The sequence below is a fragment of the Streptomyces sp. NPDC059900 genome (assembly GCF_050270335.1).
Lineage (GTDB): Bacteria > Actinomycetota > Actinomycetes > Streptomycetales > Streptomycetaceae > Streptomyces.
On the sequence record NZ_JBNNJZ010000400.1, the window covers coordinates 1 to 7,516 of the forward strand.

5 protein-coding genes are annotated in these 7,516 nt (G+C 71.9%); 4 read left to right on the forward strand and 1 reads right to left on the reverse strand.

Annotation, left to right across the window (positions count from 1 at the left end):
* Positions 1-1,070 (forward strand): amino acid permease (locus ACQKIP_RS33955; protein WP_427745026.1); only part of this gene is annotated, 1,070 nt, incomplete at its 5' end.
* A 93-nt stretch (positions 1,071-1,163) separates the two neighbouring features.
* Complete coding sequence (locus ACQKIP_RS33960) at positions 1,164-2,657, forward strand: ArnT family glycosyltransferase (protein ID WP_365858478.1); 1,494 nt, start codon at positions 1,164-1,166, stop codon at positions 2,655-2,657.
* A gap of 27 nt (positions 2,658-2,684) precedes the next feature.
* Here the strand turns inward: ACQKIP_RS33960 and ACQKIP_RS33965 are convergent, their stop codons facing one another.
* Positions 2,685-3,611: a hypothetical protein gene (locus ACQKIP_RS33965; RefSeq protein ID WP_365858480.1), complete on the reverse strand. Its 927-nt coding sequence runs from the start codon at positions 3,609-3,611 to the stop codon at positions 2,685-2,687.
* Between the two features lie 380 nt (positions 3,612-3,991).
* Here ACQKIP_RS33965 and ACQKIP_RS33970 point away from each other — a divergent pair, with 380 nt between their 5' ends.
* Positions 3,992-6,226 (forward strand): HAMP domain-containing protein, encoded by a 2,235-nt coding sequence (locus ACQKIP_RS33970; protein ID WP_427745028.1) that lies wholly within the window; start codon positions 3,992-3,994, stop codon positions 6,224-6,226.
* Positions 6,227-6,231: 5 nt separating this feature from the next.
* Positions 6,232-7,516, forward strand: a 1,285-nt coding sequence (pgsB, locus tag ACQKIP_RS33975) for a poly-gamma-glutamate synthase PgsB (protein ID WP_427745027.1), incomplete at its 3' end; no start/stop codon positions are given.

A 7,516-nucleotide genomic window follows, 5' to 3' on the forward strand; every position in this document is an offset into this window, starting at 1 on the left:
GGCATCTGCCGCAGGGGCTGAGCGGAACCCACGAGGGCTCCTTTGGCTTCGACCTCCTCGCCTGCCTGCTCGTGATCGTCCTGACCGGCATCCTGGTCGCCGGGATGAAGCTGTCCTCGCGGGTCACCAATGTCATCGTCGCCGTCAAGGTGACGGTGGTGCTCCTGGTCGTCATCGTCGGCGCCCTCTTCATCACCGGCTCCAACTACGACCCCTTCGTCCCGCCGTCCGAGCCCGCCGAGGGCGGCGGCGGCATCACGGCGCCCCTGGTCCAGCTGATGTTCGGCTTCACGCCCTCGCACTTCGGCGTGATGGGCATCTTCACCGCGGCGGCCGTGGTCTTCTTCGCGTTCATCGGCTTCGACATCGTCGCCACCGCCGCGGAGGAGACGCACAATCCGCAGCGTGACGTGCCGCGCGGCATCCTCGGCTCGCTCTTCATCTGCACGATCCTGTACGTCGCCGTCTCCGTCGTCGTCACGGGCATGCAGAAATACACCGAACTCTCCACGGACGCACCGCTGGCGGACGCCTTCAAGGCCGTCGGGCACCCCTTCTGGGCGGGCCTGATCAGCTTCGGCGCCGCGGTCGGCCTGACCTCGGTCTGCATGATCCTGCTGCTCGGCCAGACCCGCGTCTTCTTCGCGATGAGCCGCGACGGACTGCTGCCCCTGACCTTCTCCAAGGTCCACCCCACGTTCGGCACCCCCTACCGCTCGACGCTGCTGCTGGGCGGGATCGTCGCGATCGTCGCGGGCTTCACCTCCATCGACGAACTGGCCGAATTGGTCAACATCGGCACGCTGTTCGCCTTCGTGGTGGTCGCCGTCGGCGTCGTCCTGCTCCGCAAGCAGCGCCCCGACCTGCCGCGCGCCTTCCGCACTCCGCTGGTGCCCTTCGTCCCGATCCTGTCGGTGCTCGCCTCCCTGTGGCTGATGCTGAACCTGCCCGCGGAGACCTGGCTGCGGTTCGCGGTCTGGATGGTCATCGGCGTGGTGATCTACTTCGTGTACGGGCGTTCGCACAGCCGTCTGCACCAGCGCGACCCGCACGCCGGCGACGCACGGTAGCCGTCGCCCTCCGGCACTCTTCGGCACTCCTTCACCTCCGGCCCCGTATGTCCCGTTCCGGCAGGGACTGCGGGGCCGGATAGCGTGCACCGTATGCTCGTCGAGCCCACCGCATCGCTACGTTCCGTAAGCGCCCTTCGGAGGGCAAGTGCGCCCGGGGAGCGCGTCCCCGGGCGCAGGGGCGCCTACTGGGCACGTCTGCTCCCGCTGCTCGCCGCCCTGGCCTGCGTGACCCGGCTGCCCTCTCTGCGGTGGCCGCTGTGGAACCCCGACGAGGGCTATCTCGCCGTACAGGCCCGGATACTGGCGCACGGCGGCGAGCTCTACGAGACGGTCGTCGACCGCAAACCGCCGCTCGTCCCCTGGCTGTACGAGGGGGCCTTCGCCCTCTTCGGCGACTCCTCGCTCCTGCCGCTCAAGGTGCTCGCCGTCGCCGCCCAGCTCCTGACGGCGGTGCTCGTGGCCTCCTTGGCCCGGCGGCGCTGGGGGGAGCGGGCGGGCCGCACCGCGGGCGTGCTCTACCTCCTGATCTCGATCGGCCTGAACCCGCAGGACGCCCAGGCGGCCACCTTCGAGATCTTCATGCTGCCGGGCACGGCCGCCGCCCTGTGGTGCGCGGACCGCCGCAGATGGGGCGCCGCGGGCGCGGCGGTGGCCTGTGCGTTCCTCGCCAAGCAGACCGGGGGAGCGGTGCTCCTGCCGGTGGCCTGGCTGCTGTGGCGTGCCGGGGCCTCCCGGTGGTGCGCGGTGCGCCTCGTGGCGGGCCTGTGCGGTCCCCTCGTCGCCGCGGCCCTCCTGACCGACCCCTCGGGCTTCCTGTTCTGGACGGTGACGGGCTCGGGCGCCTACGCCTCCTTCACCGGCTCCGAACTCCATGTGCTCGGGCGGGGCCTGGTGAACGCGGCGGTCCTCGCGGGGGCCTGTGCGGGGATCATCCCGCCGGTCGTACGTGTCCTGCGCGTCGCCCGCACCGGGGCGGCGGAGCTGTGGCTGTGGCTCGCCTCCTCGGCGGCGGCGGTACTGGTCGGCTTCCACTTCTTCGGCCACTACTACCTGCAACTGATGCCGCCGCTGGCCCTGTTGGGCACGGCGGCGTTGCAGAGCCTGCCGCGTGAGCGCACGGTGAGGGCGCTCGTCGTCACGGGGTGCTCGTGCGCGGTGTTCCTGGCCTGGGGCCTGCTCGCGCCGCGGCCCGAACTGGCGCACGCGGCGCGGGTCGCGGAGGCGGTCGCGGCCAGTACCGGGCCGGGGGACAAGGTCCTGGTGTGGGGGATACACCCCGAGACGTACTGGCTCGCCGACCGGGCCCCCGCCAGCCGCTACCTCACGGCAGGGCTGCTCACCAACTACAGCGGAGGCCGCAACGGGCCGCAGGTCGGGGAGAAGTACGCGGTCGACGGCGCCTGGCCCGTCTTCCGCGAAGAGCTGCGGCGCCACCCGCCGGCGCTGGTGGTCGACGACTCCCGGGGCAAGCCGTACGGCCCGGCCAGGGTGCCGTCCCTGCGACGGGTGCTCGCGGCGGACTACCGGCCGGTGCTGCGGGTGGAGGGAGCGGTGGTGTACGCGCGGGCGGGGCAGGGGCCGTGAGGAGGCGGCCGGAACGGGGGCGGGCGGCTACTCGTCGCGCCGCCAGGTGCGGGTGACGTCCGCAAGGGCCTCGACCGCCTCCGTGGAGCGGGCGCGGTCCTCGCGTATCCGGTGGCCGAACTCGATGTGCAGGAACGGCACGTCGTGCGCCGCGGCCGTCCGGCCCTGCACATTGGAGCGGCCCGCCAGGGGGCAGGACCTGGCCCAGGCGCGGCAGACGTCGTAGCCCTGCTCCCGCAGTGCGTCCGCGAGGTCGCGGCCCTCGGCGACGGCCTGCCTGCCCCGGCCCGTGGAGGCGACGACGTCGTGCTCCGGCGCGGAGTCGTCGTCCATCCCGTGCAGCTGCACGCCGGGCAGCCCGCGGCGCGCCAGTTCGGCGCAGATGGCGTGGAAGACGCTGTCCCTGCGGTGCGCCACATCCGCCCCGTCACCGCGCCCGGCTTTGCGATGTGCTCCCGCGACCACCAGTACGCCGCCGGGGGAGCGGCTCAGGAGCTCCGCGCCGAGCCGCTCGGTGCACCGGTCGGCGACGGGGTGCGGGATCTGCGCCGACCAGCGCACGGGTGAGTCGAGGTCGATGTAGACGCGCCCCCAGCCGCGTGGCGCCGGTCCGTCCTCGGAGCGGTCGGCGACCTCGGCGAACCGCCGGCCGCCTGCCGGATCGGTGACCGTGCGCACCGTGAAGTCCACGTCGGCAAGGCGCCGTTCGGCCGCCGCGCGCTCGCGGTCGAGGAGCAGCGCGACACCGGCGGCCATCGTGCGCCGCTCGTCGCGCGTGGGAAGCCGGTACCCGCTGTCCTCGTGGAAGCCGGAGGTGTAGTCGGTGACCAGCCGCTCCAGGCTGCGGCCGGCGGGCTCCCGGTCCTCGTCCGAGGGGTCGCCCGCGCACCGCACGAGGCCGAGTATCCCGGCCGTCGTGACGGCGAGGACGCAGAGCTTCTTTGCGATCGTCATCGGCCCGGTGGGGGAGTGCGGCAGTGCTCCATGGTGCTACGACGATAAGGGCGCGCCTGCGGCGCCCGGCGGAGAGGGAGTGCGTCTCCTGACGTAAGGGAGGTAGGACGTTCGGCGCGACCTAGCTCACATTTCCCATATCTCGTGCATCCATTCGGTTGTCTCGTAGGTCCAAGCTCTCCGGAACGCATCACTCTGCGCTTGCGCGGCCGCGCGCCACTTCACGTCCCCGCGTCACCGCAAGAACCCGCGTCACCACACGTACCCGCGTCACCTCATGTACCCGCGCCACTTCACGTTCCTGCGTGAATCCAGGAGAGGAGCCCCCCTTGGCCGCTTCGCGTTCGAAGCGGCGGCACAAGGTCCGCCGAAGGACCGACATGTCCCTGATCGGCGGCATACGTCCGCCGATCGCCGTGCTGTCGGTCCTGCTCCTCGCCCTCGCGGGCATTACCGCCCTCACCCTCGGCCGCGCAGGCCAGGAAGCCGTACCCAAGGCGGTCAAGTCGTCCCAGCAGCACTTCGCCGAAGACGGCGCCATCGCCCTGCGCGCCTCCATCGACGAATCCGTGACCGACCTGACCCGCACCGCCGAGCTCTTCAGCGCCGGCGACCCGGTCCCCGCGGACGCCGTCCTCGACAAGATCGGCAGCGTCTACCAGAAGTGGATGGGCACCGCGGTCGTCGAGATCTCCTCGGGCAAGCTCCTCGCCGCCCGCGGCGAGAATCTGCCGCTGACCGCCGTCGACCGCGGCAAGCTCGCGGACAAGGACGGCCTCGACCCGCGCATGGTGCGTTTGGAGAACGGCGAGACGCGCCTGCTCTCCTTCGCCCTGCTCACCTGGAAGGGAGAGCCGCAGCAGCTCCTCGTCGCGTCGAGCAGCCTGCGCTTCCCCGGCATCAGCCTCGGCACGTCCCGCTCCATCGCCGTCGTCAGCCATGACGGCAGCGTCCTCAGCCAGGACGGGATCCCCGAGCCGGAGCAGGTCGGCGACGACCGGCGCGAGGAGATCAAACGGTCCGAGGAGCAGCTCAAGACGTTCGCCACGTCCGCCGCCAAGAAGACCCGCGAGCACCCGATCATGTCCAAGGAGCCGGGCTCCGGCGGCTTCGCGGGCGTCAGCGGCCACCTCACCGGCGAGGGCCAGAACGGCAAACGGGCCGTCGCCGGGTACGCGAGCCTCGCCGCGCCGGAAGCGGGCGAGACCACCATGGCCACCGAGCTCGGCCTCTCCGTCGTCGCGATGGTCCCGGTCACCGAGGACCGGACGGCCACCCACAGCTCGGCCTTCGGGCTCTTCGCCGCGGCCGCCCTGCTGCTCATCGGCGGCGTCACGGTCTTCCTGCTCCTGCGGACCGTGCAGCGCCCGCTGATCCAGCTGTTCCTGGAAGGCCGCAGGCTCACCCGCGGCGACCTCGAACGGCCGGTCTCCGTGCCGCGCAGCGGCGAGGCCGCCCGCATCGGCGTCGCCCTCGAACGGCTGCGCCGCCAGCTGCTCGGCGCGCCCGCCGACCAGCAGGGCAGTCCGGCCCGCCGCGGCAAGCGGGGCAGCCGCACGCTCCTCGCGGTCTGCGCGGTGCTCCTGCTCGCCTGGTCCGCGCCGCTCATGCTGCTGCTCAACCGCGCGGGCGGCGGCGTCGACATACCGCAGCAGATGGTCGCCGACCAGCGCGAGCGCACCGACACCCTCACCGACCGGGTCCGCCGCGCCCTCAACGAAGGCCACGCCGACCTCACCTCCGTCGCCACCCTCATCGGGGACCGCACCGAGGCCGCGGACATGACCAAGGTCCTCGAAGGCACCCTGCACCAGCACACCCGCTACCAGTCCCTGTACGTCCTCGACGCCTCGGGCAAGGTCCTCGCCGAGGCGGGCGACGACCCCCGCAGCCCGGCCGGCGAGGGCGCGTCCACGCAGCCGGTCCGGGTCATCGACGAGGGCGGCAAGAAGCCGGTGATCCTCGGCACGGCAGAGGTGCCGGGCCGCAAGGGCGCCGCCGTGGTCGGCGAGTTCCGCATCGAGTTCCTCAACTCGCTCCTCGGCCGCCCCGGCCTCGGCGAGGTCCGCGTCGTCGACGACAAGCGCCGGGTGATCGGCGCCAACACCGGCTACCGCGAGTTCCAGGACCTGCCCGGCGGCCGCATCACCGAGCTCGCGAAGTCCGTCGCGGGCAAGGGCGTCGAGAAGCCGCGCGCCGAAGGAGCCCTGCACCGGGACGGCGGCGACGTCCGGATCGCGGCGGCGGCCCCGTTCGCGGGCGGCGGCGTCGCCCAGGCCCTCAACTGGACCGTGGTCACCTGGCAGCCCGCATCCGGCCTCGCCATCCCCGAGTACAGCCTGCAGAACCGCACCGTACTCGCCGGTCTGCTCGGCATCACCGCGGCGGCCGCCTGTCTCGGCTGGCTGCACATCGTCGTCGTACGGCCGCTGCGGCACCTCGCCGACCAGGCCGAGGCACTCGCCGACGGAGACCGCCGCACCGTCCTCTACCCGCGCCACCACGACGAGGTCGGCGCCGTCACCCGCAGCCTGGAACTCATCAGGCAGCAGCTGCCGACGGGCACACAGCGCAAGCGGGACGGCGTCACGGCCGGCCTCGCCGGAAGGAACTGAACCCCGTGCTCTTCCTCTACACCGTGCTCGTGGTGTGCGGCGCCATCCTGCTCGCCGCCGGGATCGTCGAACAGCGGCGGCACTTCGCCAACCTGGAGCACATACCCTCGCGGGTGCTCGTCAACGGCATCCGCGGCAAATCCTCCATCACCCGTCTCTGCGCGGGCGCCCTGCGCGGCGGCGGGCTCAACACGGTCGCCAAGACCACCGGCACCGCGGCCCGGTTCATCCACCCGGACGCCACCGAGGAGCCCGTCTACCGCAAGTTCGGCATCGCCAACGTCGTCGAGCAGATCGGCATCGTGCGGCGCGCCGCCGCGTACAACCCGGACGCCCTGGTCATCGAGTGCATGGCGGTCATGCCGGCGCTCCAGGAGATCAACCAGTCCAAGCTGATCCGCTCCACCATCGGCGTGCTCTGCAACGTCCGCGAGGACCACCTCGCCGAGATGGGCCCCACCCTCGACGACGTGGCGCGCTCCCTGTGCCGCTCCATGCCGGAGGACGGCATCTGCGTCACCGCCGAGAAGGACCGCTTCGACATCCTCCAGGAGGAGGCCGACGCGCGGAACTGCCGGCTGATCTACGCCGACCCCGAGACGGTGACCGACGACGAGCTGCGCGGCTTCAGCTGGTTCACCTTCAAGGAGAACGTGGCGATCGCGCTCAAGGTCGCCGAGCTCCTCGGCGTCGGCCGCGAGGTCGCACTCCAGGGCATGTACGACGCCCCGCCGGACCCCGGTGTCCTCTCGGTCGAGCGGTACGCCACCCAGGACGGCAAGAAGGTGCGCTTCGCCAACGTCTTCGCGGCCAACGACCCCGAGTCGACGCTGATGAACATCAACCAGCTGCTCGACCTCGGCGCCATCCACCGCCCGCTGCACGTGGTCATCAACTGCCGTCCCGACCGCGTCGAGCGCAACGGCCAGATGGGCGAGATCATCCCGGATCTCCGGCCGGAGAAGGTCTTCGTCATCGGCCACCCCGCCAAGTCCGCCATCGATGCGATCCCCGCCGAGTGGCGCGGGCGCGCGGTGGACCTCGGCGGCGACCGGCGCGACCCCGAGGAGTTCATGCATCAGATCCTCGCGCAGCTCGGCCCCGACTCCTCGCTCGTGGCGATCGGCAACATCCACGGCCAGGGCGAGCTGCTCCTGGAACACCTCGCGGAGCTGCCGCCGGACGAAAGCGAGGAGCAGGCCCCCGAGGAGCCCGCCCCGTTCAACGAGCCGCACCTCCACACCTACCAGCACTACACGCAGACGAACAAGACGCCGACCTCCACGTCGA